Origin of the sequence: Salipiger marinus, from assembly GCF_900100085.1 — a bacterium.
GTDB classification, from domain to species: domain Bacteria; phylum Pseudomonadota; class Alphaproteobacteria; order Rhodobacterales; family Rhodobacteraceae; genus Salipiger; species Salipiger marinus.
In genome coordinates this window covers 18,110-42,356 of record NZ_FNEJ01000006.1, presented here as the reverse complement: position 1 = coordinate 42,356, position 24,247 = coordinate 18,110, and the positions used below count along the sequence as shown (strand labels likewise).

Sequence of the window (24,247 nt, the reverse complement as noted above, 5' to 3'; positions counted from 1 at the left end):
CAAACGCGCGTTCCCTGCGTTTCTAAGATGAGTTTTCAAACGCCGGACTGATCCCGGGTCCGGAGAACCGACGGGGGGCGAGATGCCATTGGATACCTTCAACGACCAGACCTTGTCGCGCCGGGCCATGAAGGCCGAACTTCTGGACGCGGAAACCGAACTTACCCTCGCCTATGCCTGGCGGGACCGCCGGGACGAGGCGGCGCTGCACCGGCTCATCACCGCCTACATGCGACTAGCTATTTCGATGGCGGCGAAATTCAAGCGTTACGGCGCGCCGATGAACGATCTGGTGCAGGAAGCCGGTCTGGGTCTGATGAAGGCCGCCGACAAGTTCGACCCCGATCGCGGCGTGCGGTTTTCCACCTATGCCGTCTGGTGGATCAAGGCCAGCATCCAGGATTACGTGATGCGCAACTGGTCGATGGTGCGCACCGGCTCCACCTCCTCGCAGAAATCGCTGTTCTTCAACATGCGCCGCGTGCAGGCCCGGCTGGAGCGGGAAGCCGCTGCCGAGGGCATGTCGCTGGACCGCCACCAGCTGCGCGAAAAGATCGCCATCGAGATCGGTGTGCCGCTGTCGGATGTCGAGATGATGGAGGGCCGGCTTTCCGGCTCCGACTATTCGCTGAACGCCACGCAGTCTTCGGACGAGGAAGGGCGCGAATGGATCGAGACGCTGGAGGATGACGCCGAACAGGGCGCCTCCTTGGTCGAAGGCAAGCTTGACAATGCACAGCTGCGCGAATGGCTGGTGGTGGCGCTGACCTCGCTCAATGACCGCGAACGGTTCATCGTGCGCGAGCGCAAGCTGCGCGACGACAGCCGCACGCTGGAAAGTCTGGGTCAGGAACTGGGCCTGTCCAAGGAGCGGGTGCGGCAGCTGGAGGCGGCGGCCTTTGCCAAGATGCGCAAATCGCTTGAGGCGCAGTCGCGCGAGGTGCAAGACTTCCTCGCATGACCCTGTTTCGTGCCCTGACCGTGATGCTGACCTGTGCGCTGCCGCTTGCCGCGGTGGCGCAGGAGACCTTGCCGGACCAGATCCCCGAACTGGCCCCCGATCTGCAGCCCGACATGGTGCCTGCCCCCGAACAGCCTTTGGATCTTGAAGAGCCGCCGCAGATGGCGCTGGACGAGGCGCAGGTGGTTTTTCTGGGAGAACAGCACGACAATCCCGGCCATCACGCAAGGCAGGCGGAGCTTGTGGCCGAACTGCAGCCCGTGGCGCTGGTGTTCGAGATGCTGACCGCCGAGCAGGCCGCGCGGGTGACCCCCGATCTGCGCGGCGATGCCGCAGCACTGGCCGAGGCTCTGGGCTGGGCTGACAGCGGCTGGCCCGATTTTGCCATGTATCATCCGATCTTTACCGCCGCCCCCGAGGCGGTGATCTATGGCGCGCAGATGCCGCGCGAAGAGGCGCGGGCGGTGCGCGATGCCTCCCCCGCCGAGGTGTTTGGCCAGAGCGCCGGGTTCTACGGGCTTGACCAGCCGCTGCCGCCCGAACAGCAGGCGGCGCGCGAGGAGTTGCAGCGCGCCGCGCATTGCGATGCGCTGCCGCCCGACATGCTGCCGATGATGGTCAACATCCAGCGCCTGCGCGACGCGCGCCTTGCCGAGGTCGCGCTGGAGGCTTGGGCCGAACATGGCGGACCGGTGGTGGTCATCACCGGCAATGGCCATGCCCGCGCCGACTGGGGCGCGCCCGCGCTGCTGCGCTTTGCGGCGCCAGAGGTCAGCGTGGCAGCACTGGGGCAGGGCGAGACCGGGCGCGGCGCCCCCGAGGGGCGCTTTGACGCGCTGGAGGAAAGCGCGCCGGTAGATCGCGGCGATCCCTGCGCCGAGTTCGAGGCGCCAGAGGGCAACTGACCCCCACCTTCCGGAGATTGAGTTTTGCCTGCGGGGTCTCTAACTGTGGGGCCGAAGTTGCGGGCGGGCTGATGCGTCCGCGACAGGCCAGAGGGGGCGCCGCCATGCTGTCGGGCAAACGTATCCTGTTGATCCTTGGCGGCGGGATTGCCGCCTACAAGGGGCTGGAGCTGATCCGGCTGCTGCGCGGGCAGGGGGCTGCGGTGACCCCGGTGATGACCGCTGCGGCGGAACAGTTCGTCACCCCGCTCGCCGTCTCCGCCCTTGCTGGCGAAGCGGTGCATCGCGACCTGTTCGACCTGACCAAGGAAGCCGAGATGGGGCATATCCAGCTGTCCCGTGTGGCCGATCTGGTGCTGGTGGTGCCCGCCACCGCCGATCTGATGGCGAAGATGGCGCAGGGGCTGGCGGGCGATCTTGCCTCCACCCTGCTGCTGGCCACCGACACGCCGGTGATGATCGCCCCCGCCATGAATGTGCGCATGTGGCAGCATCCCGCCACCCAGCGCAATCTGGCGGTGCTGCGCGGCGATGGCGTGCGCGTCGTCGGCCCCGACGAGGGCGACATGGCCTGCGGCGAATTTGGCCCCGGGCGCATGGCGGAACCCGTCGCGATCCTGCAGGCGGTGCGCGCGGCGCTGGTGGCTGGCCCGCTGGCCGGAAAGCGGGTGCTGGTCACCTCCGGCCCCACCCATGAACCCATTGATCCGGTGCGCTATATCGCCAACCGCTCCTCTGGCGCGCAGGGCACGGCGATTGCCGCAGCGCTGCGCGATCTGGGGGCGCAGGTGGTGTTTGTGACCGGTCCCGCGCAGGCCGCGCGCCCCGAGGGCGTCGAGGTGATCGAGGTGGAAACCGCCCGCCAGATGCGCGCCGCTGTGCTGGCGGCCCTGCCGGTCGACGCGGCGGTGTTTGCGGCGGCGGTGGCGGACTGGCGGGTCGCCTCCGAGCATCTGTCGAAGATCAAGAAGACCAAGGGCGCGCTGCCGGTGCTGGAATTCACCGAAAACCCCGACATTCTGGCCGAGGTGGCGCAGCTGCCAGAGGCACGGCCCCGGCTGGTGGTGGGCTTTGCGGCGGAAACCGACGATGTGGTGGCGCACGCCACCGCCAAACGCGCGCGCAAGGGCTGCGACTGGATCCTCGCCAATGATGTCTCTCCGGCGACGGGCATCATGGGCGGGCCCGACAATGCCGTGGTGCTGATTTCTGACGAGGGCGCCGAGGTCTGGCCGCGCATGGCCAAGGCCGAGGTGGCGGCACGGCTGGCGCAGCGCATCGCAGAGGCGCTGATGGCATGACGGAAGGAACGGATATGGTCACGATCAAGGTGATGTGGGACGAGGGCGCTGACCGCGCGCTGGGGCTGCCGGGCTATGCGACGGGCGGGGCGGCGGGCGCCGATCTGCGCGCCAACCTGCCCGACCGGGGCGAGATCACGCTGCAGCCCGGCGCCCGCGCGCTGGTGCCCACCGGGCTGCGGCTGGCGATCCCCGCAGGCTACGAGGTGCAGCTGCGCCCGCGCTCCGGCCTTGCGCTGAAACATGGCATCACCCTGCCCAACACGCCGGGCACCATCGACAGCGACTATCGCGGACCCTTGGGGGTGATCGTGATGAATGCCGGATCCGAGCCCTTTACCATCGCGCATGGCGACCGCATCGCGCAGATGGTGGTGGCCCCGGTGGTGCAGGCGGCGCTGCAGGTGGTCGAAGACCTGGACGAGACGCTGCGCGGCGTCGGGGGCTTTGGCTCCACCGGGCGGCGCTGATGCTGCTGGTTCTGGCGCTGGCGGCGGCGATCTGGGGTCTGGGGCGCCTGATGGGCGCCTCGCGCAGCGCGCGGCTTTATCTGCTGGGGCTGCTTTATGTCGCGGTGCTGATGATCCATGTGGCGCTGCCAGAGGGGCATGGCCTGCGCGCGGCGACGGGCGGCAGTGCCGCGCTGTGGCTGCTGCTGGGGGGCTTTGCGGTGCTGGTGCTGGTCTATAGGCTGGGGCTGGGCAAGCTGCGCGCCCGGGCGCAGCCGCAGGTGGATCCCGCCCCCGTCTCCGCCCGCATGTCCGACAGCGAACTGGACCGCTACGCCCGCCATATCGTGCTGCGCGAACTGGGCGGGCCGGGACAGAAAAAGCTGCGCGCGGCGCGGGTGCTGGTGGTGGGCGCGGGCGGGCTTGGCGCGCCCGCGCTGCAATATCTGGCGGCGGCGGGCGTGGGCACCATTGGCGTGATCGACGGCGATGTGGTGGAAAACGCCAACCTGCAGCGGCAGGTGATCCATACCGATGCGCGCATCGGCATGCCAAAGGTGTTTTCCGCGCAGGCGGCGATGCTGGCGCAGAACCCGCATGTGACCGTGCGCCCCTATCACCGCCGCCTGACCGAGGAGATCGCGCCGGAGCTTTTCGCCGACTATGATCTGGTGCTGGACGGGACCGACAATTTCACCACGCGCTATCTGGTCAACCGCGCTGCGGTGGCCGCGCGTCTGCCGCTGGTCTCCGGCGCGCTCAGCCAGTGGGAGGGGCAGCTGTCGGTGTTTGATCCCGCGCGCGGCGCCCCCTGCTATCAGTGCCTGTTTCCCGAAGCCCCGGCACCGGGGCTGGCGCCAAGCTGTGCCGAAGCGGGGGTGCTGGGGCCCTTGCCGGGCGTGGTCGGCGCGATGATGGCGGTGGAGGCGGTCAAGCTGATCGCGAGCGCGGGCCAGCCGCTGCGCGGCGAGATGCTGATTTACGACGCGCTTTGGGGCGAGACCCGCAAGATCCGGCTGCACCGCCGTGCCGATTGCCCGGTCTGCGGTGCTGCTGCGCCCGATCTTGCCAAGCCCTGACCGCGCGCCATACTGCCGCCTGACCCTATTCCGGAGAGATGAGTGATGATCGCCCGACTTGCCGCCCTGTTCTGCCTTGCCGCCGCCCCGCTTGCCGCGCAGGATCTGCCCGACCTGCAGGGGCGCGAGGTGGTGGTGGCCACCGAAAACGCCTATCCGCCGCTGCAGTTTGTCGATCCCGCCAGCGGCACGCCGGTTGGCTGGGAATATGACGCGCTGGCCGAGATCGCGGCGCGGCTGAACATGACCGTGGTCTATGAAACCATCGCATGGGACGCGATGATCCCCGCCGTCAGCGAGGGCCAGATGGACATGGGCATGACCGGCATCACCATCCGCGAGGACCGGGCGGAGATGGTGGATTTTTCCGCCCCCTACATGCGGTCGGAAATGGTCATGCTGGTGCGGGGTGACGAGGCGCGGTTTGACGATGCCGCCTCTTTCGCCGCCGATCCCGACCTGCTGATGGGCGCACAGCCCGGCACCACGCCGTTTTATGTCGGCGTCTACGAGGTGCTGGACGGCGACGAGACCAACCCGCGCATCGCCCTGTTCGACACGTTCGGCGCCAGCGTGCAGGCGCTGCGCACCGGCGATGTCGATCTGGTGCTGACCGATGGCACGGCGGGGGCGGGCTATGTCGCGGCCACGGACGGGGCGCTGAAGATCGTGGGCGACAAGCTGGGCGCCGAGGATTTCGGCTTCATCTTCCCCAAGGGATCGGAACTGGTGGCGCCCGTCGATGCCGCCATCGCGGCGCTGCAGGCGGATGGCACGCTGGAGGCGCTGAACACCAAGTGGTTCCTCGACTACAAGATGGGCGAGTGAGCGGGCAGGCGTGAAGACCCCGGAGCAGGATTTCCCGTGGTGGCTGCTGGTCGCGGGCGGGCTGGGGGCGCTGGCCTTCGCCTCCGTGCTGGCCGAGGCCGAGCAGCGGCAGGTGCTGGCGACGCTGCTGCGCGGGGTGCAGGTGACGGTGGGGGTGACGCTGGTCAGCTTCGCCGCGGCCTCGGTGCTGGGGCTGGCGCTGGCGCTGATGTCGCTGTCGCGCTCGCTGCTGCTGCGGCAGGTGGCGCGGTTCTACACCGAGATCCTGCGCGGCCTGCCGATCCTCGTGCTGCTGCTGTACGTGGCCTTCGTGCTGGCGCCCGCGCTGGTGGCGGGCTGGAACTGGATCGCGGGGCATCTGGGGCTTGATCCCGCGCGGGTGCGGGATTTTCCGCTGCTGTGGCGCGCGGTGCTGGCGCTGACGCTGGGCTATGCCGCCTTTCTGGCGGAGGTGTTCCGGGCGGGGCTGCTGTCGGTGCCCGAGGGCCAGATCGAGGCGGCGCAGGCGCTTGGCCTGTCGGACTGGCAGCGGTTCCGGCTGATCGTGCTGCCGCAGGCGCTGCGCACCATCCTGCCGCCGCTGGGGAATGATTTTGTCGCCATGGTCAAGGACAGCTCGCTGGTGTCGGTGCTGGGGGTGCTGGACGTGACGCAACTGGGCAAGGTCACGGCGGCGGGGAATTTCCGCTATTTCGAGACCTATAACGTGGTGGCGCTGATCTATCTGACGCTGACCATCGGCCTGTCGCTGCTGCTGCGCCGGCTTGAGGCGCGGCTGCGCGCGCGGCCCTGACCCCTTTGCCCGTGGCGGCGCTGGAGCCTCCGGCGGGGATATTTGGGGCCAATGGAAACCACAGGGCGCGGGGCATTGCGGGGGGCGGCGCGCGGGATTAGCTTTCCGGCAAAAGGAGAGTGTTCATGACCAATCCGCTGCTGGCCACATGGGAGACGCCGTTCGGGCTGGCGCCTTTCGACGCCATTTCCGACGAGGATTTTGCCCCCGCGCTGGAGGAGGCGCTGGCGGCGCATCTGGCCGAGATCGAGGCAATCGCCGGGGCCGCAGCGCCTGCGAGCTTTGCCAATACCATCGAGGCGATGGAGGGGGCGGGGCGCGCGCTGGATCAGGTGCTGTCGGTGTTTTTCACCGTGGCGGGATCGGACAGCAACGAGGCGCGGCAGGCGCTGCAGCGGGAGTTTTCGCCGAAGCTCGCCGCGCATAGTTCCGCGATCTATGCCAATGCCGCGCTGTTTGCGCGGGTGCGCGATCTGTGGGAGCGGCGCGACGCGCTGGATCTGTCGCCCGAGGAGGCGCGGGTGCTGATGCTGACGCATCGCGGGTTCGTGCGGGCGGGGGCGGCGCTGAGCGGGGCCGAGGCTGCGCGCATGAAGGAGGTGAAGTCGCGGCTGGCGGTGCTGGGCACGCAGTTCACCCAGAACCTGCTGAAAGACGAAGCGGCCTGGGTTCTGCCGCTGGCGGAAGGCGATCTGGAAGGGCTGCCGGAATTTGTGGTGGATGCCGCCCGCGCGGCGGGGGCCGCATTGGGGCGGTCGGGGCCGGTGGTGACGCTGTCGCGCTCGCTGATCGTGCCGTTCCTGCAGTTCTCGCCGCGGCGCGATCTGCGCGAGGCGGCGTGGCGGGCCTGGACCGCGCGCGGCGAAAACGGCGGCGAGACCGACAACCGCGCCATTGCCGCCGAGATCCTGCGCCTGCGCGAGGAGCGGGCCGCCCTGCTGGGTTATGCCGATTTTGCCGCCTTCAAGCTGGAGACGGAGATGGCGGGCAGCCCGGACCGGGTGCGCGATCTGCTGCGGCAGGTCTGGGAACCCGCGCGCGATGCGGCGCTGCGCGATCAGGCGCAGATGGAGGAGATGCTGCGCGCCGAGGGTCTTAACGACGCGTTCCGGCCTTGGGACTGGCGCTATTACGCGGAGAAGCGGCGGCAGGCGCTGCATGATCTGGATGAGGCGGAGCTGAAGCCCTATCTGCAGCTTGACCGCATGATCGAGGCGGCCTTTGCCTGTTCGACACGGCTGTTCGGGCTGGAATTCCGGCCGCTGGACGTGCCGCTTTACCATCCCGACTGCCGCGCGTGGGAGGTGACGCGGCAGGGGCGGCATGTGGCGGTGTTCATCGGCGATTATTTCGCCCGCGCCTCCAAACGCTCCGGCGCGTGGTGTTCGGCCATGCAGGTGCAGGCCAAGCGCCCCGAGACCCGCGCGCCTGTCGTTCTCAATATCTGCAATTTCGCCAAGCCCCCGTCGGGCAAGCCCGCGCTGCTGTCTTATGACGACGCGCGCACGCTGTTTCACGAATTCGGCCATGCGCTGCACCAGATGCTGTCGGATGTGGAGTTTGCCTCGATCTCCGGCACGTCGGTGGCGCGGGATTTTGTCGAACTGCCGAGCCAGCTTTACGAGCACTGGCTGGAGGTGCCGGAGGTGCTGGAAACCTATGCCACCCATGCCGCAACCGGGGCCCCGATGCCGCGCGCGCTGCTTGACAAGGTGCTGGCGGCGGCGAGTTTCGACATGGGCTTCCAGACGGTGGAATATATCGGCTCGGCGCTGGTCGATCTGGAGTTTCACAGCGGCCCGGCCCCGGCGGATCCCATGGCGCGGCAGGCCGAGATCCTTGCCGGTCTGGGCATGCCCGAGGCCATCGCCATGCGCCATGCCACGCCGCATTTCGCCCATGTCTTTGCCGGGGACGGCTATTCGGCGGGCTATTACAGCTACATGTGGTCCGAGGTGATGGATGCCGACGCCTTCGCCGCCTTTCAGGAGGCGGGGGGCGCCTTTGATCCCGAAATGGCGGCGCGGCTAGAGGAGTTCATCCTGTCCAAGGGCGGATCCGAGGAGGCGGAGGCGCTGTATACCCGGTTCCGGGGCCGGATGCCGGGCGTCGAGGCGCTGCTGAAAGGCCGCGGGCTCGCCGCCTGAGCGGGGCGCCTCAGAACGGCAGGCGGCGGAGGCTGTACCCCTCTGCCGCCAGCAGGTTTGCCACGCCGTCCTCGCCGAAAAGATGTGCGGCGCCAAAAGCCGCGACCACGGGTGCCTCGGTTGTCGCCGCAGCTTGCAGGATCACCGGAATCCATGCGCGGTTGCGGTTGGTCAGCAGCTGCGTCTCCATCGCGTCGAAGGCGGCATCAAGGGCTGCGCTGTCCGTGGCGCCGCGTTGGGCGATGACGCGCGACAGGGTCCAGGCTTCGGCATTGGCCTCGTCGAAATAGGCGTTGATGGTGGTGACGATCTGGTCGGCGCCGGTGTCCTGATCGGGGAGGCTCGCCACCAGCATCTGCGCCTGCACCTCCAGCGGTTCGGCGTTGAACACGTTGAAGATCGTGTCCACCGGTTCCAGCGCGCGGGTGGGCACCTCTGCCGTATCGGCCAGATCCTGCAGCTGCGCGTCAAGCCCGCCATCCGCCTGCAGCAGATCCATCGCGCAGGCCGGGGTGGCCAACAGCATCGACAGCATCCATGGCTGGAACTTCGCCGCCATGACGGCGGGAATGCCGCGGCTGCGCGCGGCTTCGGCCAGACGCTGCCAGTCGGCCTCGGGCAGCACCTCGGGCAGGGTGGCGCCGGTCAGGGTCAGCAGGCCGGGTTCGGTGGCCATGCGCTGCTCCAGCCGGGTCTTGGCTGCGGTATCCGCCTCCAGCAGCAGCAGCCCCGCCGCCTCGATCACCGGGGCCAGCCGCGCCACCACCGGATCAAGCCGCGCATCGCCCAGATGGATCGTGCCGATCAGGTGGATCACCTCGCCGTCCTTCTCGGCCAGCCAGTGATTGCCGGTGGCATAGGGCAGACCGTCCAGCGCCGCCTGCTGTTCGGCCTGTTCCTCTGCGGTCAGGCTGGCGCGCAGATCAGTGCCATGGCATTGCGCGGCAGCGGCGGAGGGCAGGGCGAGGGCAAGCAGCAGGGCGAAGGCGGGACGCGGCATCTGGCTTCCTTTGTCAGGGGGTGACGCAGAGGGTAGGACAGGCGCAATCTGGCGGCAAGGGAGCAGACATGCAGCGGGAAAGCGATCTTTACGCGCCGGTCAAGGCGCTGCTGACCCGGCAGGGCTATGAGGTCAAGGGCGAGGTGGGGGCTGCCGATCTGGTGGCGCTGCGCGGCGACGAGCCGCCGCTGGTGGTTGAGCTGAAGCTGCGCCTGTCGCTGGCGCTGTTCCATCAGGCGGTGGCGCGGCTGCGGCTGACCGAGCATGTCTATATTGCCGTGCCCCGCCCCGAGGGCCGCAGCGCCCGCCGGGTGCTGCGCGACACGCTGACGCTGTGCCGCAGGCTGGGGCTGGGGTTCATCGTGGTGCGCGAGGGCCGGGCCGAGGTGCTGTGCGATCCCGGCCCCTATGCGCCGCGCCGCAACGCCAAGGGGCAGGCGGCGCTGCTGCGCGCCTTTCACCGGCTCAGCGGCGATCCCAATGCGGGCGGCGCCACCCGGCACGGGCTGGTCACCGGCTATCGGCAGGACGCGCTGCGCTGCGCCGCGCATCTGGCCGAACAGGGGCCCGCGCGCGGGCGCGACGTGGCGGCGGCAACGGGGGTGAAGACCGCGACGCGGCTGATGGCCGACAACCATTATGGCTGGTTCGCGCGCGTGTCGCTGGGGGTCTATGCGCTGACAGAGGCCGGGCGGGCCGGGCTGGTGCATTGGGCCGACAGCTGGGAGGACTAGCTGCGCCGCTGGTTCACCCGCTCGCGGTAGAGCGTGTAAAGCCCCGAGGCGATGATGATGCCGCAGCCGATGAAGGTCCACAGATCCGGCAGGTCGGCAAAGACCAGAAAGCCGTAGATCGTGCTCCAGACGATCATGCTGTACTGCACGGGGGCCAGCACCGTGGCCTGACCGATGTCGAGCCCGCGGATCAGCAGGAATTCCCCCAGCGCCGCGCAGACCGCCATGGCGAGCGCCAGCAGCACCAGCGTGCCGCTTGCGGGGGTCACCCAGACAAAGGCCAGCGGCACCGAACAGAGCAGGGTAGAGGTGATCGAGGTATAGGTTACGGTGGTGGCGATGCTGTCATGGCCGCTGAGCATCCGCGACAGGATCTGGCGGCTGGAAAACAGCAGGGCGGCCAGCACCGCAAAGCCTATGGCGGGGTGAAACACGCCCATGCCGGGCCGGATCACCACCAGCATGCCCATGAATCCGGCGGCCACGGCGGCCCAGCGGCGCGGGCCCACCGGCTCCTTCAGCACGAGCGCGCCGATGACGGTGACGATGAACGGCGCCATGAAGGTGACGGCGGTGGCATCGGCCAGCGGCACGAACCGCAGCGCCATGATGAAGCAGAAGGCGGATCCCAGCGCGATGGCGCCGCGCAGCATCTGCAGCACCGGATGCGGCGTGCGCAGGATATGGCTGCCGCGCAGCGCCAGCAGCACCATGACGCCGACGAACAGCCCCGACTGCCGCAGCCAGACCACCTGCACCGCCGGCAATTCCTGCGACAGCAGCTTGGCCAGCAGGTCGGTGATGCCGAAGGCAAAGAACCCCAGCGCCATGAACAGCAGGCCGCGCGGATTGTCGGGCGTATTGGAGGACGAAAGCGGGCGCGCCGAAAGCGGCGTGACGGGCAAGGCCATGAGGGGGTTCCGATTCCCGATGCTGGGGTGGGTCCAAAGGATCAGGTTTCCTGACCCTTTGCACGGGCATAAAACCGCCTTTCGCGGAAAAACCCGGATTTTCGGCCAGAATTCAAGGCCCGGGGGTGCGGGGCGGCCATGGCAGAGGCGGGTCCGGATGCCCATATGACAGGGCAGGACGGCGGCCCTGCGTCTTAAAAATTTCGCGAAGCTCATGTTGACACGACTCGCTCTGCTGCCTAGCTATGCCTCGTTAGCACTCGACCCCTATGAGTGCTAACGGCGCCTCCCCGAGGCGCCCAAGGGACAAACTTTGAGCTAGGAGAGCCTCGAAGATGGCATTCAAACCGCTTCATGACCGCGTGCTGGTCCGCCGTGTCGAAGGTGACGACAAGACCAAGGGCGGTCTGATCATCCCCGACAGCGCAAAAGAGAAGCCCGCCGAAGGTGTGGTCGTGGCTTGCGGCGAAGGCGCACGCAAGGACAGCGGCGAACTGATCGCGATGGCCGTGAAGGCTGGCGACCGCATCCTGTTCGGCAAATGGTCGGGCACCGAAGTGACGATCGACGGGCAAGAGCTGCTCATCATGAAGGAATCGGACATCCTCGGCATCACCGAGGCCGCCTGATCCCGGCTGACCGCTCCCGGGGGCGATCCGCGCCTCCGTCCGTCTGATATCAAACCCTTATTCAGGAGAACTCGCATATGTCTGCTAAAGACGTGAAGTTCAGCACCGACGCCCGCTCGCGCATGCTCAAGGGCGTGAACATCCTCGCCGACGCGGTGAAGGTCACGCTGGGCCCCAAAGGCCGTAACGTCGTGCTCGACAAATCCTTCGGTGCGCCCCGCATCACCAAGGACGGTGTGTCGGTCGCCAAGGAAATCGAACTGGAAGACAAGTTCGAGAACATGGGCGCCCAGATGGTGAAGGAAGTTGCTTCCCGCACCAATGACGAAGCTGGCGACGGCACCACCACCGCGACGGTTCTGGCGCAGGCCATCGTCCGCGAAGGCATGAAGGCGGTTGCCGCCGGCATGAACCCGATGGATCTCAAGCGCGGCATTGATCTCGCGACCTCCAAGGTCGTCGATCACATCAAATCCGCCTCGCGCAAGGTCGAGAATTCGGACGAAGTTGCTCAGGTCGGCACCATCTCCGCAAACGGCGAGGCCGAAATTGGCCGTCAGATCGCTGATGCGATGCAGAAGGTCGGCAACGAGGGTGTCATCACCGTCGAAGAGAACAAAGGCCTCGAGACCGAGACCGATGTCGTCGAAGGCATGCAGTTCGACCGCGGCTACCTGTCGCCGTATTTCGTGACCAACGCCGACAAGATGATCGCCGAGCTGGATGACTGCATGATCCTGCTGCACGAGAAGAAGCTCTCGTCGCTGCAGCCGATGGTGCCGCTGCTCGAGTCGGTGATCCAGTCGCAGAAGCCGCTGCTGATCATCGCCGAAGACGTCGAAGGCGAAGCGCTGGCGACCCTCGTGGTCAACAAGCTGCGTGGCGGCCTGAAGATCGCCGCCGTGAAGGCACCGGGCTTCGGTGACCGTCGCAAGGCCATGCTGCAGGACATCGCGATCCTGACCGGCGGTCAGGTGATCTCCGAAGATCTGGGCATGAAGCTTGAGAATGTCACCATCGACATGCTGGGCCGTGCCAAGAAAGTGTCGATCACCAAGGACAACACCACCATCGTGGACGGTGCCGGCGAGAAAGCCGAGATCGAAGCGCGTGTGTCCCAGATCCGCACCCAGATCGAAGAGACCACCAGCGATTACGACCGCGAGAAGCTGCAGGAACGCGTGGCCAAGCTGGCTGGCGGTGTGGCTGTCATCCGCGTCGGCGGCATGACCGAAGTGGAAGTGAAAGAGCGTAAGGACCGCGTCGACGACGCGCTGAACGCGACCCGCGCTGCCGTTCAGGAAGGCATCGTGGTCGGCGGCGGCGTCGCTCTGGTGCAGGGTGCCAAGGCGCTTGAAGGCCTCACTGGCGCCAACAGCGACCAGAACGCCGGGATCGCCATCGTGCGCAAGGCTCTGGAAGCTCCGCTGCGTCAGATCGCCGAAAACGCCGGTGTCGACGGTTCCGTCGTGGCAGGCAAGGTCCGCGAGTCGACCGATCTGCGCTTCGGCTACAACGCCCAGACCGACGAATATGGCGACATGTTCAAGTTCGGCGTGATCGACCCCGCAAAGGTCGTGCGCACCGCGCTGGAAGACGCAGCCTCGATCGCTGGCCTGCTGGTGACCACCGAAGCGATGGTGGCCGACAAGCCCCAGAAAGACGGCGGCAACGCTGGCGGCGGCATGCCCGACATGGGCGGCATGGGCGGCATGATGTAAGACAGCCCTTCGGGACTGTCTGCCGCAAGGCTAAGACGCACGGGGGGCCACTGGCCCCCCGTGTTGCGTTCCGGGCCCTTGCCATGGCCGCCGCGCTGCGGTTGAAACGGCGCATGACCGGACCGGATTCGACATTCGAGGCGCCGCACTGGGCGCGGGGCACCCTTGTCGCCGGGGTGGACGAGGTGGGCCGTGGCCCGCTGGCAGGGCCGGTGGTGGCCGCTGCCGTGGTGCTGGACATCGCCCGCATCCCCGAGGGGCTGAACGATTCAAAGAAGCTGAGCCAGAAGCGCCGCGAGGCGCTGGAGCCCGTGATCCGCGCGGTGGCGGGGGTCGGGCTGGGCGTGGCGACGGTCGAGGAAATCGACAGGCTGAACATCCTGCAGGCGAGTCTGCTGGCCATGCGCCGGGCGGTCGCGGCGCTGCCCGTGGCACCGGGCCATCTGCTGGTCGATGGCAACCGGCTGCCCCATCCGCTGCCCTGTCCGGGCACGGCGGTGATCGGCGGCGACGCCCGTTCGGTCAGCATCGCCGCCGCCTCGGTGGTGGCCAAGATCCACCGCGACGCGCTGATGCGGGATTTGGCGCAACACCATCCGGGCTATGGCTGGGAAACCAACGCGGGCTATGGGTCCAAAATCCACATGCAGGCCCTGCAAAATCTGGGCATAACGCCCCACCATAGAAGATCTTTCCGACCTATCCACAACATCTTGTATCAAGTCGAAATCTCAAGGGTTTGATTCAAAAAACAAATTGACCCCGAATCACCTTTGACTCATCTTCGCAGCCAGCCACAGAGCGCGCCGACGCGCCGCGGGACCAGAGGCAGAGAATGACGACGATGACCAAGATCAAGGGTGCTGCGGCGCTTCCCCTCAACACGATCCTGCGCGGCGACTGCATCGAGGCGATGAATGCGCTGCCGGAAGCGTCGGTCGATCTGATCTTCGCGGACCCGCCTTACAACCTTCAGTTGAAGGGAGATCTGCACCGCCCCGACAATTCGCGCGTCGATGCGGTGGACGATCACTGGGACCAGTTTTCCAGCTTTTCGGTCTATGACGCCTTCACCCGCGCATGGCTCAAGGCCGCGCGGCGGCTGCTGAAACCCAATGGCGCGCTCTGGGTGATCGGATCCTATCACAACATCTTCCGCGTCGGCACCGCGCTGCAGGACGAAGGCTACTGGATCCTTAACGACGTGGTCTGGCGCAAGTCGAACCCGATGCCGAATTTCCGGGGCAAGCGGTTCACCAACGCGCATGAGACGATGATCTGGGCGTCCAAATCCGAAGGGTCGAAATACACCTTCAATTACGAGGCGCTGAAGGCGCTGAACGAGGGCATCCAGATGCGGTCGGACTGGGTGCTGCCGATCTGCAATGGCGGCGAGCGGCTGAAGGACGCGCAGGGCGACAAGGCCCATCCCACGCAGAAGCCCATGTCGCTCTTGCACCGGGTGCTGGTCGGCTCGACCAATCCCGGCGATGTGGTGCTGGATCCGTTTTTTGGCACCGGCACCACCGGCGCCGTGGCCAAGATGCTGGGCCGCGACTGGATCGGCATCGAACGCGAACCCGCCTATATCGAGGTGGCGGAGCGGCGCATCGCCGATGTCCGGCCGCTGGACCGCGCCGCGCTGGAGGTGTCCAGCTCCAAGCGGGCAGAGCCGCGCATTCCCTTCGGGCAGGTGGTCGAACGCGGCATGCTGCGGCCCGGCGAAATGCTGGTTTCGGCCACGGGCAAGCTTGCCAAGGTGCGCGCCGACGGCACGCTGATCGGCGAGGATGTGAAGGGTTCGATCCATCAGGTCGGCGCCCATCTGGAGGGGGCTCCCTCCTGCAACGGCTGGACCTACTGGCATTTCAAGCGCGACGGCAAGACGGTGCCGATCGACGTGCTGCGCCAGCAGATCCGCGCCGAACTGGCCGACCGCCCGAACTGATCGCTGCGCAGGCTGCCGCAGGGCCATCCCCGTCTGCCGGTCGGCGGGCGGGGATTTTCTTTGCGGTGCCGCAAATGCTCCGGCAGTCTCAAAGCCTTTGTTTACCCGGCTCTGATACCAACAGCGCAGGGCGCAAGCAGCGCCGGTCGAGCTGTCAAGGGACCGATGATGAGCAGGCTTTCCATCCGCTACCAATTGCTGATCCTTGGATCGGTGTTCATGCTCCTCACTCTGGGCGTGGCGGTCACGTCCTGGATCGTGCAGGCGGGCATGACCAACCGCATCGGATTCAGCCGTGATGTCATCCATCAAAGCCAGTATCTGCTGCGGTTGCAGATGACGGTGGACAGTGCTGCCACCCATCTGCTGGAATTTGATCATGGCAATGCCGAAGGGCTGGTCGACGCGCGCGAGGTTTTGCAGGGCGTCGGCGGTCTGGTGGCCGAGGGCACGAAGGTGTTTACCGATACCGAACGCCCTGAATCGAGCCGACCGGAATTCCTGCCGCAGCTCGAGGCCGTGGCGGAGCAGGCAAGGCTGATGCTGCCGTCTCTTGATCTGCTCGGCGCCCCCGGCATTTCTGTGGAACAGCGCGAGCTGCAGATGACCACCGTGGTGCTGCCGGCGCTGGAGGATGTCACCGCGGCCATCGGCAGGATCCGCGACCGGCTGGATGTGCTGATGGTCGCCGAAGAACAGGACTCGGTCAGGGCGGCGGAGACGGGTGTCTGGATCCTTGTGGTCACCAATGGCAGCGCCGTGCTTGCCTCGCTGCTTGGCGCGCTGTTTTTTGGGCGGGTGCTGTCACGGCCCTATCTTTCGGTCGCCGGCGCGGTGGAGCGGATTGCCGATGGCGAATATTCCGCGCGCATCGACGGCGTGCTGCGCCGCGACGAGGCCGGAGCCATCGCCCGCAGCCTCGAGGCGCTGCGCGACAAGCTGCAGCATTCGGAAGCCGTGGCCGAGAAGGAGCGGGTGACCAACGAGCGCCGCATCGCACTGTTCGAGGCGCTGGGGGATGCCATGGGCGCGATGGCGCAGGGCGAGCTTGGTCACCGCATGACCGCAGAAGACTGGCGCGACATTGGCGAAAGCTATGTCTCGCTCTGCAACGATTACAATGCTCTGGCCGGCAAGATCGGCGATCTGATCGCCTCGCTGCGGGACTCGGCGCTGATGGTGCAGCGCAACTCGCAGGAGCTGTCCACCATGTCGATCGAAATGTCGCGCCGCTCCGAGGTGCAGGCGGCCACGCTGGAAGAATCCGCCGCCGCACTTGAAGAGCTGTCCTCCAGCGTCAAGGCGGCGGCGGAGCGGGCCGAAGAGGCGGATCGCCGGGTGTCCGATGGCCGCCGCAGGGCCGAAGAGGGCGGGCTGGTGATGGAGCGGGCGCTGGCCGCCATGAGCTCCATCGCGGGCTCGTCAGAGCAGATCACCCAGATCATCGGCGTGATCGACGACATCGCCTTCCAGACCAACCTTCTGGCGCTGAATGCCGGGGTCGAGGCGGCGCGGGCCGGGGAAAGCGGCAAGGGCTTTTCCGTCGTGGCCTCCGAAGTGCGGTCGCTGGCGCAGCGGGCCTCGGAATCGGCGCGCGAGATCAAGGCGCTGGTCTCCAACAGCTCGCAGCAGGTGCGCGATGGCGGGCAGCTGGTGGAGCAGACCGGCGCCTCGCTGGCCGATATCGTGCAGAGCGTGAACGAAGTGTCCGAGATGGTCGCCGAGATCGCCACCGCCGCGCGGGAGCAGGCTGCCGGGCTTCAGGAAATCAACGTGGGCGTGGCAGAGCTGGACAAAGTGACCCAGCAGAACGCCGCCATGGTCGGCGAGACCAGTTCCGCCAGCCAGCAGCTTAACAGCGAGGCGCAGCGGCTGAGCGCGCAGCTGAGCCGCTTCGTGGGCGAAGAGGGGGCGGATCTGGCCGATGTGGTGCCGGTCTCCGCCCCGCCAAGCAGCTTTGCCCCGGCAGCCCCGTCGCAACCCGTCGTGGCGCAGCCCATCCGCGCCGCTATGGGGGGCGGCGTCTCATGGCAGGAGTTCTGAGCCGCTGCGGCTCAGGAACTGGCGCGGCGACGGGTCAGCCGATCTGCCCGCCCGCATCACCCACCTGACCGCGATGCAGAAGCAGATGATCCAGCAGCACGCAGGCCATCATCGCTTCGCCCACCGGCACGGCGCGGATGCCCACGCAGGGATCGTGGCGGCCTTTGGTCACGATCTCCGTCTCGGTGCCGTCGCGGGTGATGGTCCGCCGCGGCGTCAGGATCGACGAGGTCGGCTTGACGGCAAAGCGCACCACCACCTCCTGCCCGGTGGAGATGCCGCCCAGAATGCCGCCCGCATGGTTGGAGCCATAGACCGGACCATCGGGGCCCATGAAGATCTCGTCGGCATTCTCGGTGCCGGTCAGCGCGGCGGCAGCCATGCCGTCGCCGATCTCCACGCCCTTGACCGCGTTGATCGACATCATCGCCGCCGCCAGTTCGGTGTCGAGCTTGCCATAGATCGGCGCACCCAGACCGGCGGGCAGGCCCTCTGCCACCACCTCGATGACGGCGCCGACGCTTTCGCCGGATTTGCGCAGCCCGTCCAGATACTCGGCCCAGTCTGCCGCCGCCTGCGCATCGGGGCACCAGAACGGGTTGCGGGCGATCTCCTCGGCGTCATACCGGGCGCGGTCAATGCCGCGCGGCCCCATCTGCACCATGGCACCCCGGATCGTCAGCCCCGGCATAAGCTGCGCCAGCACCGCCCGGGCCAGACCGCCCGCCGCCACCCGCGCGGCGGTTTCCCGCGCCGAGGACCGGCCACCGCCGCGATAGTCGCGCAGGCCGTATTTCTGGAAATAGGTGATGTCGGCATGGCCGGGGCGGAATTTCTCGGCGATCTCCGAATAATCCTTGGACCGCTGGTCGGTGTTTTCGATCATCAGCTGCACCGGGGTGCCGGTGGTCCGCCCGTCGAACACGCCCGACAGGATGCGCACCGCGTCGGGTTCGCGCCGCTGCGTGGTAAAGCGGTTCTGTCCCGGCTTGCGCAGATCCAGCCAGCGCTGCAGCGCCGCCTCGTCCACGGCGATGCCCGGCGGGCAGCCGTCCACGGTGGCGCCAAGCGCCGGCCCGTGGCTTTCGCCCCAGGTGGTGACGCGGAAGAGATGGCCGAAGGTGTTGAGGCTCATGGGCGGGTCTCCTTTGCGGCCCCTCCTAGGGCAGCGCTGCCTGCCGCTCAAGGGATTTCACCTTGCCAGAGCCGGGGCGCAGAGCTAGGTCTGGCGCTACCTCGGGGTGCCGGATCGAACCGGCTGAGATGCGCGACGCGAACCCGTTGAACCTGATCCGGTTGACACCGGCGGAGGGAAGGTTCCGGCCCCTTGGCCCGTCTTGCCCTCTCGCCGCAAGTATGGAGGATGCCATGAAGGCCATCACCTTTGCCGCGGGATGTCTGGCCGCCAGTTCCGCTCTGGCGCAGGACGCTGTTCTGACCGTCTATGCGGGCGATTACATCGTTTCGGAATGGGGGCCCGGCCCCCGGATCGAAGAGATGTTCGAGGCGCGCTGCAACTGCGACCTGCAGTTCCGTCCCGGCGACCTGCTGCCCCGGCTGCTGCTGGAAGGCGCACGGACCGAGGCCGATGTGGTCTTTGGACTGAACACCGACGTGACGAAACAGGCGCGGGAATCGGGCCTGTTCGCGCCGCATGGCGTCGATCTGGCGCCGCTGACCCTGCCGATCGACTGGCAGGACGACACGTTCCTGCCCTATAATTACGGCCACACCGCCTTTGTCTACAACAGTGACCGGCTGGCGGAACCGCCGCAGAGCTTTCAGGCGCTGCTGGACGCGCCGGATGACCTGAAGATCGTCCTTCAGGATCCGCGCAGTTCCATCTCTGGTCTGGCGCTGGTGCTCTGGGTGCAGGCGGTGTTCGGCGAGGAGGCCGAGGCGGCATGGGCGAAGCTTGCGCCCAAGATCCTGACCGTGACCCGGGGCTGGTCCGAAAGCTATGGCCTGTTCACCGAGGGCGAGGCGGATATGGTGCTGAGCTACACCACCAGCCCCGCCTATCACATCATCGCCGAGGATGACCGCAGCAAGAAGGCCGCGATCTTTCCCGAAGGTCACTACCTGATGGTGGAGTTGGCGGCGAAGGTCGCCTCCACCGACCAGCCGGAGCTTGCGCAGCAGTTCATGGAGTTTCTGCTGACGCCCGAGTTTCAGGAGATGATCGCCACCGGCAACTGGTCCTTCCCGGCGGCGCTGCCGCGCGAGAGCTGGCCCGAAGGCTTCCGCGAGCTGGACCTGCCCGAGACCGTGCTGTTCTATTCCGAAGACGAGGCGGCGGCGCTGCGCGACGAGTCGATCGAGGCGTGGCGGCGGGCGCTGTCGCAGTGAGCCTGCGCGCCCTGCCTGCCGCAGTGGCGGCACTGGCGGTGGCAGGGCTGGTGCTGGGGCCGGTGGCGGCGGTGCTGTGGCGCGCGGGCGACTGGGGGCGGCTCGGCCCCGGCGACTGGCAGGCGCTGCGCTTCACGCTCTGGCAGGCGCTGCTGTCGGCGGCCGTCAGCACCGTGCTGGCGGTTCCGCTGGCGCGGGCGCTGGCGCGGCGGCGTTTTGCCGGGCGCGGCCTGCTGGTGGCGCTGCTGGGGGCGCCGTTCATCCTGCCGACGCTGGTGGCGGTGCTGGGGCTGGTGGCGGTGTTCGGCCAGAACGGCGTGCTGAACGGCGCGCTGCGCGCCGCAGGCCTGCCCACGCTCAGCATTTACGGGCTGCATGGCGTGGTGCTGGCGCATGTGTTCTTCAACCTGCCCTTGGCGACACGGCTGCTGCTGCAGGGCTGGCACGCCATCCCGGCAGAGCGGTTCCGGCTTGCCGCCTCGCTGGGGCTGAGCCCTTGGGCGCTGTTCCGCACGCTGGAGGCGCCGATGCTGACGCGCATCGCCCCCGGCGCCTTTGCGGTGATCTTCGTGATCTGTCTGTCGAGCTTTGCCGTGGCACTGACGCTGGGTGGCGGCCCGCGGGCGACCACGGTGGAACTGGCGATCTATCAGGCGGTGCGCTTCGATTTTGATCTGGGCCGCGCTGCGCTGCTGTCGGTGGTCCAGCTTGGGCTTGCGCTGGCGGCGGGGCTGGTGGCGCTGCGGCTGGGGGCAGGGGCGGGGTTTGGCGCCGGGCTCGACCGGGTGCTGCCGCGCTGGGATGCGCGGGGCGGCTGGTCGCGGGGGCTGGACGCGCTGTGGATCGGGCTTGCCGCGCTGTTCCTGCTGCTGCCGCTGGCGCTGGTGGCCGCGCGCGGGCTGCCCGGCCTGCTGCTGCTGGATGCGGGCATCTGGCAGGCGGCCAGCCATTCGCTGAGCGTGGCGCTGGCCTCCACCCTGCTGTGCCTGATCTGGGCGCTGGCGCTGGCCAGCCGCTGGGGCGAGGTGGTGGGGCTGGCGGGCATCGCCGTCTCGCCGCTGGTGCTGGGCACGGGGCTGTTCCTGATCCTGCAGCCGCTGGTCAACCCGCTGAGCCTTGCGCTGCCGGTCACCACGCTGGTCAATGCGCTGATGGCGCTGCCCTTTGCGCTGCGCATCCTGCGCCCGCAGGCGCAGGCGGCCCGGCAGGATTACGGGCGGCTGGCGCAGGCGCTGGGGCTGACGCCGCTGGCATGGCTGCGGCTGGTGCTGCTGCCGCGTCTGCGCCGTCCCTTGGGCTTTGCTGCCGGGCTGACCGCCGCGCTGTCCATCGGCGATCTGGGGGTGATTGCGCTTTTCGCCAATCCCGATCGCGCGACGCTGCCGCTGCAGGTCTACCGGCTGATGGGATCCTATCAGATGGACGCGGCGACGGGGGCGGCGCTGCTGCTCTTGGTGCTGAGTTTCGGAGCGTTCTGGCTGTTCGACAGGGGAGGGCGGATGGGTGCTGACGCTTGAGGGGCTGAGCTTCACCGAAGCCGATTTTACCCTGCAGGCCGATCTGGCGCTGGATCCCGGCGCGCGGGTGGCGGTGGTGGGGCCATCGGGGGCGGGCAAGTCCACGCTGCTGGACCTGATCGCCGGGTTCCGGACGCCGCAGGCGGGACGGGTGCTCTGGCAGGGGCAGGACATCACCGCCGCCCCGCCCGACCGGCGCCCGGTGGCGCTGCTGTTTCAGGAAAACAACCTCTTCCCGCATCTCGACCTGATGCGGAACCTTGGCCTTGCGCTGCGGCCCGATGGCAGGCGGCTGCGGGGACCGGAGCGCGAGCGGGTGCTCGCCGCACTGGCCCGCGTCGGGCTGGAGGGGATGGAGGCGCGGCGCCCCGGCGCGCTGTCGGGCGGGCAGCAAAGCCGCGCGGCCTTGGCGCGGGTGCTGCTGCAGGCCCGGCCCATTCTGGCGCTGGACGAACCCTTCGCCGCACTGGGTCCGGCGCTGAAGGCGCAGATGCTCGATCTGCTGCGCGAGGTGGCGGAGGATCTGGGCGCGCTGGTGCTGCTGGTGAGCCATGATCCCGAGGATGCCCGCCGCTTTGCGCAGGCGACGGTGCTGGTGGCCGAAGGGCGCGCGCATCCGCCCGTGGCGACGGAGGCGCTGTTTGCCGATCCGCCGCCCGCGCTGCGCGCCTATCTCGGGACTGGCTCCGGCACCGAATAAGGCGCGCCCGACGCCGCGCAAAGAAAAAGCCCCGCCTTGCGGCGGGGCCTGGACCTTCAGCCCGGTGGGGCGGGCGTGTCAGTCGTTCTTGTACTTGACGTTGCGCCAGATCCGCTTGTTGGTCAGATACAGCAGCACGGCCAGCAGGGTCAGGAAGACCACGCCGACAAAGCCCGCCTGCTTGCGCGCCATCATCTTCGGTTCCGCCGTCCACATCAGGAAGGCCGCGACGTCCTGCGCCTCGTGGTGCAGTTCGTTGGAATGGCCATCGGCATATTCCACGTCCTCGCCCGCCAGCGGCGGGGCCATGGCGATCCAGCCGCCGGGGAAGGCGGTGTTTTCGTAGAACGTGGTGCCCGCTTCGACCTTTTCCTCACCGGTGTAATGGGTGAGCAGCGAGGCGATGTATTCCGCCCCGCCCATGCCGTTGAACAGCTGCGACAGGCCGGTGCCATAGGGGCCGTGGAAGCCCGCGCGTGCCTTGGCCATCAGCGACAGGTCGGGCGCGCCGACGCCGTTGTTCTCCGGGAAGTGGTCGGTCGGGATCGCGGGCCGGTCTTCGTCCAGCTCGGGGTCATAGACGGTGAAGGTCTGCGCCGCATAGGCGCGGACCTGATCCTCGGGCATGGCGGGGCCGCCGTCTTCGGAGAGGCTGCGCAGCGGCACGTATTTCAGACCGTGACAGGCGGAGCAGACCTCGGTGAAGACCTGCAGGCCGCGCTGCAGCTGGGCCTGATCATAGGCGCCGAAGGGCCCTTCGAAGGAGAAGGCATAGTCCGTCACATGGCCGCCCTCACCGGCAGCAAAGGCGCTGCCGGTGACAAGGCTGAGGGCCGTGGCGGCGGAAAGGGCAATTTTCCGGAACATTGTGGCTTGTCCTTTCACTTACTCGGCCGGCGACACGGCGGTCTTGGTGCCACCGGTCTTCGAATAATGGGCATCGAAGTCTTCCTCGATGGTCGCGGGCTGCGGCAGCGGCTTCTCGATCACGCCAAGCAGCGGCAGGATCACGAAGAAATAGCCGAACCAGTACGCCGAAGCGATCAGCGAGAAGCTGGCATAGGGCTCTTCGGCGGGCATGGCGCCCAGCCACATCAGCGCGATGAAGTCGATGACCAGCAGGCCGAACCACCACTTGAACATCGGGCGATAGCGGCCCGAGCGCACCGAGGAGGTGTCGAGCCACGGCGCCAGCGCCATGGCGATGATGGCGCCAAACATGGCCAGCACGCCGAAGAACTTCGCGTCGACGATGCCGCCGGTGACGAAGGAGGCGATCTGCACCACCCAGACTTCGGAGGTGAAGGCGCGCAGGATCGCGTAGAAGGGCAGGAAATACCATTCCGGCACGATATGCGCGGGTGTCGAAAGCGGGTTCGCTTCCAGATAGTTGTCGGGGTGGCCCAGATAGTTGGGCATGAAGCCGACGATGGCGAAGAAGACCGCAAGGATCACCGCCAGCGCGAACAGGTCCTTGATCACGAAATAGGGCCAGAACGGCACGGTGTCCTTGGCGGCATCCGCCTTGGAGGTGCGGCGCACCTCAACCCCGGTGGGGTTGTTGTTGCCGGTGGTGTGGAAGGCCCAGATATGCACCGCCACCAGCGCCGCGATGACGAAGGGCAGCAGGTAATGCAGCGAGAAGAAGCGGTTCAGCGTGGCATTGTCCACCGCCGGTCCGCCCAGAAGCCAGGTCTGGATCGGCTCGCCGATGAACGGGATGGCGCCGAACAGGCCGGTGATCACGGTGGCGCCCCAGAAGGACATCTGGCCCCAGGGCAGCACGTAGCCCATGAAGGCGGTGCCCATCATCGCCAGATAGATCAGCATGCCGATGATCCACGTGATTTCACGCGGGGACTTATAGGAGCCGTAATAGAGCCCGCGGAAGATGTGCAGATACACCGCCACGAAGAACAGCGAGGCGCCGTTGGCGTGCAGGTAGCGCAGCATGTAGCCGCCGTTCACGTTGCGCATGATGTGCTCGACGCTGGCAAAGGCCAGATCCACATGCGGCGTGTAGTGCATCACCAGCACGATGCCGGTGATGATCTGCAGGGCAAGGCAGAAGGTCAGGACGATGCCCCAGATCCACATCCAGTTGAGGTTCTTGGGGGTGGGGATCATGATGGTGTCGTAAAGCAGACCAAGGATCGGCAGGCGCTTGTGCACCCAGCGCTCTCCGCCTGTCTTCGGTTCGTAGTGGTCGTGCGGAATACCGGACATGTGCGC

At 67.5% G+C, this 24,247-nt stretch carries 22 protein-coding genes and 1 riboswitch; of the genes, 17 read left to right on the top strand and 5 right to left on the bottom strand.

Translation table 11 applies throughout. The annotated features are described in order from the left end of the window. Positions 1-82 precede the first annotated feature (82 nt). From BLR51_RS08030 to BLR51_RS07995, 8 genes are all read left to right on the top strand, one after another. Positions 83-961: an RNA polymerase factor sigma-32 gene (locus tag BLR51_RS08030; protein WP_089845772.1), complete on the top strand. Its 879-nt coding sequence runs from the start codon at positions 83-85 to the stop codon at positions 959-961. Between the two features lie 161 nt (positions 962-1,122). Continuing rightward, on the top strand, positions 1,123-1,866 hold the full coding sequence (locus BLR51_RS08025) for a ChaN family lipoprotein (protein WP_242656690.1): 744 nt from the start codon (positions 1,123-1,125) through the stop codon (positions 1,864-1,866). A 104-nt stretch (positions 1,867-1,970) separates the two neighbouring features. After that, positions 1,971-3,167 carry a bifunctional phosphopantothenoylcysteine decarboxylase/phosphopantothenate--cysteine ligase CoaBC gene (gene coaBC / locus BLR51_RS08020; protein WP_089845771.1) on the top strand — a complete coding sequence of 399 codons (1,197 nt, stop codon included), beginning with the start codon at positions 1,971-1,973 and terminating at the stop codon, positions 3,165-3,167. 14 nt (positions 3,168-3,181) lie between these two features. Continuing rightward, positions 3,182-3,637 carry a dUTP diphosphatase gene (dut, locus tag BLR51_RS08015; protein ID WP_089845768.1) on the top strand — a complete coding sequence of 152 codons (456 nt, stop codon included), beginning with the start codon at positions 3,182-3,184 and terminating at the stop codon, positions 3,635-3,637. Further along, entirely contained in the window at positions 3,637-4,695 is a 1,059-nt protein-coding gene (locus BLR51_RS08010; RefSeq protein ID WP_089845766.1) for a HesA/MoeB/ThiF family protein, read from the top strand. The genes dut and BLR51_RS08010 overlap by 1 nt, the downstream gene beginning before the upstream one ends. A gap of 45 nt (positions 4,696-4,740) precedes the next feature. After that, positions 4,741-5,523, top strand: a complete 783-nt coding sequence (locus tag BLR51_RS08005; RefSeq protein ID WP_089845764.1) for a transporter substrate-binding domain-containing protein — start codon at positions 4,741-4,743, stop codon at positions 5,521-5,523. 10 nt (positions 5,524-5,533) lie between these two features. Next, positions 5,534-6,316 carry an amino acid ABC transporter permease gene (locus tag BLR51_RS08000; protein WP_089845762.1) on the top strand — a complete coding sequence of 261 codons (783 nt, stop codon included), beginning with the start codon at positions 5,534-5,536 and terminating at the stop codon, positions 6,314-6,316. Between the two features lie 125 nt (positions 6,317-6,441). Next, positions 6,442-8,463: a M3 family metallopeptidase gene (locus BLR51_RS07995; RefSeq protein ID WP_089845759.1), complete on the top strand. Its 2,022-nt coding sequence runs from the start codon at positions 6,442-6,444 to the stop codon at positions 8,461-8,463. Positions 8,464-8,473: 10 nt separating this feature from the next. Here the strand turns inward: BLR51_RS07995 and BLR51_RS07990 are convergent, their stop codons facing one another. Beyond that, on the bottom strand, positions 8,474-9,463 hold the full coding sequence (locus tag BLR51_RS07990) for a TraB/GumN family protein (protein ID WP_089845758.1): 990 nt from the start codon (positions 9,461-9,463) through the stop codon (positions 8,474-8,476). A gap of 68 nt (positions 9,464-9,531) precedes the next feature. On the opposite strand from BLR51_RS07990, the gene BLR51_RS07985 reads away from it, so the two are divergent. Further along, complete coding sequence (locus tag BLR51_RS07985; protein ID WP_089845756.1) at positions 9,532-10,197, top strand: DUF2161 domain-containing phosphodiesterase; 666 nt, start codon at positions 9,532-9,534, stop codon at positions 10,195-10,197. Here BLR51_RS07985 and BLR51_RS07980 read toward each other — a convergent pair. Beyond that, positions 10,194-11,108 (bottom strand): DMT family transporter, encoded by a 915-nt coding sequence (locus BLR51_RS07980; RefSeq protein ID WP_242656682.1) that lies wholly within the window; start codon positions 11,106-11,108, stop codon positions 10,194-10,196. The genes BLR51_RS07985 and BLR51_RS07980 overlap by 4 nt on opposite strands. 335 nt (positions 11,109-11,443) lie before the next feature. Between BLR51_RS07980 and BLR51_RS07975 the strand changes: the two genes are divergently transcribed. The 5 genes from BLR51_RS07975 (at position 11,444) to BLR51_RS07955 (ending at position 17,449) form a co-directional block, all read left to right on the top strand. Then, entirely contained in the window at positions 11,444-11,737 is a 294-nt protein-coding gene (locus BLR51_RS07975) for a co-chaperone GroES (RefSeq protein WP_089845754.1), read from the top strand. A 77-nt stretch (positions 11,738-11,814) separates the two neighbouring features. Beyond that, complete coding sequence (gene groL / locus BLR51_RS07970) at positions 11,815-13,458, top strand: chaperonin GroEL (RefSeq protein ID WP_089845752.1); 1,644 nt, start codon at positions 11,815-11,817, stop codon at positions 13,456-13,458. A 113-nt stretch (positions 13,459-13,571) separates the two neighbouring features. Then, on the top strand, positions 13,572-14,201 hold the full coding sequence (gene rnhB, locus BLR51_RS07965; protein ID WP_089846099.1) for a ribonuclease HII: 630 nt from the start codon (positions 13,572-13,574) through the stop codon (positions 14,199-14,201). A 92-nt stretch (positions 14,202-14,293) separates the two neighbouring features. Beyond that, the gene (locus BLR51_RS07960) at positions 14,294-15,406 is read left to right on the top strand and encodes a site-specific DNA-methyltransferase (protein ID WP_089845750.1); all 1,113 of its coding nucleotides are present in this window, start codon (positions 14,294-14,296) and stop codon (positions 15,404-15,406) included. 168 nt (positions 15,407-15,574) lie between these two features. Continuing rightward, complete coding sequence (locus BLR51_RS07955; protein ID WP_089845748.1) at positions 15,575-17,449, top strand: methyl-accepting chemotaxis protein; 1,875 nt, start codon at positions 15,575-15,577, stop codon at positions 17,447-17,449. Between the two features lie 34 nt (positions 17,450-17,483). Here the strand turns inward: BLR51_RS07955 and aroC are convergent, their stop codons facing one another. Next, entirely contained in the window at positions 17,484-18,584 is a 1,101-nt protein-coding gene (gene aroC / locus BLR51_RS07950; RefSeq protein ID WP_089845746.1) for a chorismate synthase, read from the bottom strand. A 92-nt stretch (positions 18,585-18,676) separates the two neighbouring features. Next, a riboswitch (TPP riboswitch) is annotated at positions 18,677-18,780 on the top strand. Positions 18,781-18,817: 37 nt separating this feature from the next. On the opposite strand from aroC, the gene thiB reads away from it, so the two are divergent. The 3 genes from thiB to BLR51_RS07935 are packed head-to-tail and all read left to right on the top strand — an operon-like array spanning position 18,818 to position 22,015. Next, entirely contained in the window at positions 18,818-19,798 is a 981-nt protein-coding gene (gene thiB, locus BLR51_RS07945) for a thiamine ABC transporter substrate binding subunit (protein WP_207543592.1), read from the top strand. Further along, positions 19,774-21,315 carry an ABC transporter permease family protein gene (locus BLR51_RS07940; protein ID WP_089845740.1) on the top strand — a complete coding sequence of 514 codons (1,542 nt, stop codon included), beginning with the start codon at positions 19,774-19,776 and terminating at the stop codon, positions 21,313-21,315. The genes thiB and BLR51_RS07940 overlap by 25 nt, the downstream gene beginning before the upstream one ends. Beyond that, complete coding sequence (locus BLR51_RS07935; RefSeq protein WP_089845739.1) at positions 21,302-22,015, top strand: thiamine ABC transporter ATP-binding protein; 714 nt, start codon at positions 21,302-21,304, stop codon at positions 22,013-22,015. Before BLR51_RS07940 ends, BLR51_RS07935 begins: the two co-directional genes overlap by 14 nt. 78 nt (positions 22,016-22,093) lie before the next feature. Here the strand turns inward: BLR51_RS07935 and BLR51_RS07930 are convergent, their stop codons facing one another. Both BLR51_RS07930 and petB read right to left on the bottom strand, forming a co-directional pair. Beyond that, on the bottom strand, positions 22,094-22,882 hold the full coding sequence (locus BLR51_RS07930; protein WP_089845737.1) for a cytochrome c1: 789 nt from the start codon (positions 22,880-22,882) through the stop codon (positions 22,094-22,096). An 18-nt stretch (positions 22,883-22,900) separates the two neighbouring features. Continuing rightward, positions 22,901-24,241 (bottom strand): cytochrome b, encoded by a 1,341-nt coding sequence (gene petB / locus BLR51_RS07925; RefSeq protein WP_089845735.1) that lies wholly within the window; start codon positions 24,239-24,241, stop codon positions 22,901-22,903. Positions 24,242-24,247 lie beyond the last annotated feature (6 nt).

Bases quoted from the DNA above. Each gene is read 5' to 3' on its own strand.
- BLR51_RS08030 (WP_089845772.1), top strand. From the start codon at position 83: ATGCCATTGGATACCTTCAACGACCAGACCTTGTCGCGCCGGGCCATG.
- BLR51_RS08025 (WP_242656690.1), top strand. From the start codon at position 1,123: ATGGCGCTGGACGAGGCGCAGGTGGTTTTTCTGGGAGAACAGCACGAC.
- coaBC (WP_089845771.1), top strand. From the start codon at position 1,971: ATGCTGTCGGGCAAACGTATCCTGTTGATCCTTGGCGGCGGGATTGCC.
- dut (WP_089845768.1), top strand. From the start codon at position 3,182: ATGGTCACGATCAAGGTGATGTGGGACGAGGGCGCTGACCGCGCGCTG.
- BLR51_RS08010 (WP_089845766.1), top strand. From the start codon at position 3,637: ATGCTGCTGGTTCTGGCGCTGGCGGCGGCGATCTGGGGTCTGGGGCGC.
- BLR51_RS08005 (WP_089845764.1), top strand. From the start codon at position 4,741: ATGATCGCCCGACTTGCCGCCCTGTTCTGCCTTGCCGCCGCCCCGCTT.
- BLR51_RS07995 (WP_089845759.1), top strand. From the start codon at position 6,442: ATGACCAATCCGCTGCTGGCCACATGGGAGACGCCGTTCGGGCTGGCG.
- BLR51_RS07990 (WP_089845758.1), bottom strand. From the start codon at position 9,463: ATGCCGCGTCCCGCCTTCGCCCTGCTGCTTGCCCTCGCCCTGCCCTCC.
- BLR51_RS07985 (WP_089845756.1), top strand. From the start codon at position 9,532: ATGCAGCGGGAAAGCGATCTTTACGCGCCGGTCAAGGCGCTGCTGACC.
- BLR51_RS07980 (WP_242656682.1), bottom strand. From the start codon at position 11,108: ATGGCCTTGCCCGTCACGCCGCTTTCGGCGCGCCCGCTTTCGTCCTCC.
- BLR51_RS07975 (WP_089845754.1), top strand. From the start codon at position 11,444: ATGGCATTCAAACCGCTTCATGACCGCGTGCTGGTCCGCCGTGTCGAA.
- groL (WP_089845752.1), top strand. From the start codon at position 11,815: ATGTCTGCTAAAGACGTGAAGTTCAGCACCGACGCCCGCTCGCGCATG.
- rnhB (WP_089846099.1), top strand. From the start codon at position 13,572: ATGACCGGACCGGATTCGACATTCGAGGCGCCGCACTGGGCGCGGGGC.
- BLR51_RS07960 (WP_089845750.1), top strand. From the start codon at position 14,294: ATGACGACGATGACCAAGATCAAGGGTGCTGCGGCGCTTCCCCTCAAC.
- BLR51_RS07955 (WP_089845748.1), top strand. From the start codon at position 15,575: ATGAGCAGGCTTTCCATCCGCTACCAATTGCTGATCCTTGGATCGGTG.
- aroC (WP_089845746.1), bottom strand. From the start codon at position 18,584: ATGAGCCTCAACACCTTCGGCCATCTCTTCCGCGTCACCACCTGGGGC.
- thiB (WP_207543592.1), top strand. From the start codon at position 18,818: ATGAAGGCCATCACCTTTGCCGCGGGATGTCTGGCCGCCAGTTCCGCT.
- BLR51_RS07930 (WP_089845737.1), bottom strand. From the start codon at position 22,882: ATGTTCCGGAAAATTGCCCTTTCCGCCGCCACGGCCCTCAGCCTTGTC.
- petB (WP_089845735.1), bottom strand. From the start codon at position 24,241: ATGTCCGGTATTCCGCACGACCACTACGAACCGAAGACAGGCGGAGAG.